This is a genomic window from Acinetobacter endophylla (assembly GCF_053543775.1).
In genome coordinates this window covers 1-400 of the sequence record NZ_JBLVOM010000162.1, presented here as the reverse complement: position 1 = coordinate 400, position 400 = coordinate 1, and the positions used below count along the sequence as shown (strand labels likewise).

At 34.2% G+C, this 400-nt stretch carries 1 protein-coding gene; it reads right to left on the bottom strand.

Features of this window, described 5'->3' with window-relative positions; genetic code table 11:
* On the bottom strand, positions 1-400 hold a 400-nt coding region (locus tag ACNPNW_RS06155; RefSeq protein ID WP_448766732.1), incomplete at both ends, for a P-loop NTPase family protein.

Here is a 400-nt window from a genome sequence, read left to right as displayed (position 1 = left end):
TTCTTTAGTTAGTTCTTCCTTAAAACAATCTGCAAATTGTTTTAACGTATCATTGGTGGATGTGAACTGCGATGAGACTCCAATTGCACCTATACTAAACTCGCGTTTGATAATCATATCGTATAACTCTGAAACAACTTCTTTTAATAGGCTCTCCGATTGATGAAAAAAAAGTTGTTGAATAGACTTTATCTCACTATCAATATTTTCTTCAAAGCTACCGTCTTCACTAAAAAAATCGTATATTTCTCTTGCTCGTGTTGAGATGGTTTTTTCAGTTGTTTTAGTTTCCCAAATAGTTAGTTTTATAGAGCTCTTAATATCCACATCTCCAGTAAACGTAATAAAATCAATACCCGGTTCAGCTGAGGAACGTCCTTTTGGTCCTAATGCCCATAAC